1 protein-coding gene is annotated in these 1,344 nt (G+C 59.7%); it reads right to left on the reverse strand.

The annotated features are described in order from the left end of the window. Nucleotides 1–268: 268 nt before the first annotated feature. The gene (locus tag FE811_RS26835; protein ID WP_140849558.1) at nt 269–1,303 is read right to left on the reverse strand and encodes an IS110 family transposase; all 1,035 of its coding nucleotides are present in this window, start codon (nt 1,301–1,303) and stop codon (nt 269–271) included. Nucleotides 1,304–1,344 lie beyond the last annotated feature (41 nt).

Raw genomic sequence — 1,344 nt, forward strand, 5'->3', positions numbered from 1 at the left:
GTCCTTCTCTATTCGGCGTCCTTAGGTCAAGCGCCATCGAGCAATACACCTCTGTGGTTTCTCGGTCGTTCGCGGGCTCTCGCTTCTCTTCGGGATCAGCACGGCGGCTCTCCCATCATGGGATCAGAAGAGCGAGGCGGTCCAATCTGACTCGCGGCCTGACAACATGTGCTGTCGGAACTGGACCCATTGCGAACTCGTCTCGCCCGTCGTCCCGCGAAGGACACCTTCCCACCAGCGGTGGAACTCTTGCTTCTTTCCTACACGATCATGCTGCCGTGACTCCCTCCCGCGACCAGCGGAAATCGCTGCCATCGACCCACATTCTGTGCATGATCACGGCAAGGCGTCGGGCCAGGGCCACAACCGCCTTCTTAAGACCGGCCCGCTTTGCCAGGCTCATGGCCCAGGCTTTCAGCCATGACCATTTCTTGACCCGCGTCAGCATGGCCTGCGCCGCCTCGTAGAGCAATCCTCGCATCATGCCGTCACCACACAAGGACACCCGTCCGACCCGATGGCTTTCGCCCGATTGCTTGAGCATCGGTGTCAGTCCCAGGATTGGCCCGACGGCCCGGGAACTTCGAAAGCGTGCCGGGATGTCAATCGTGCTGAGAAAGGCAAGCGAGGTCACCGGCCCAACACCAGGGATCGACATCAGGCGCAGGCAGACGGTGTTGTCCCTGACAATGTCCAGCACCTTGCGGTGCAGTTGGGAGAAGGCCTCCCGGACCTTCCGTCTTGCGGCGAGCAAGATGCTGAACACCTCTTCCAAGTCCGGCAAGGCCTCGATGAGATCCTTCACTCGCGCTTCAAACCGTCCCGCACCAACAGTGCCCACCTTGAGGCCAAAGTTGCGTAGCAGACCACGGATGTCGCTTTCGATCGCAAGAGCCTTTTCCTGCAAAAGCTTGCGGCTGCGTAACAATGCGCGGTGCTTCTGGCTGGCCAGGGTCTTTACATGCACCGGGCGATACAGATTGACACGCATCATCTGGGCGATCCCGCGTGCATCATTGCGGTCGGTCTTGTTCACCTGCGCCTTGAGGAAAGCCTTGGCGTGGCGCGTCTCGATGCAGATCGCCGGAAGGCCGGCCTTGGCCAAGCCCTCGAACAGCCACTGAGATAACGGGCCCGCTTCCAGCCCAATCCTCTCAAGCCGGAAACCCACGCCATTCAAGGCACGAGAGATGTCCTCCGGATGGCTAAGAACTTTGAGCTCCCGGCAGATCCGGCCATCCTCATCGACGATACAGACCGTGGTCTCTTTTACCGATACATCCAATCCAGCATAGTGCTTCATGCTGCGCTTCCTTCCCTGATGCTTGTGGCTGCTTCACACAG

Origin of the sequence: Paracoccus sp. FO-3, assembly GCF_006386455.1 — a bacterium.
GTDB lineage: Bacteria > Pseudomonadota > Alphaproteobacteria > Rhodobacterales > Rhodobacteraceae > Paracoccus > Paracoccus versutus.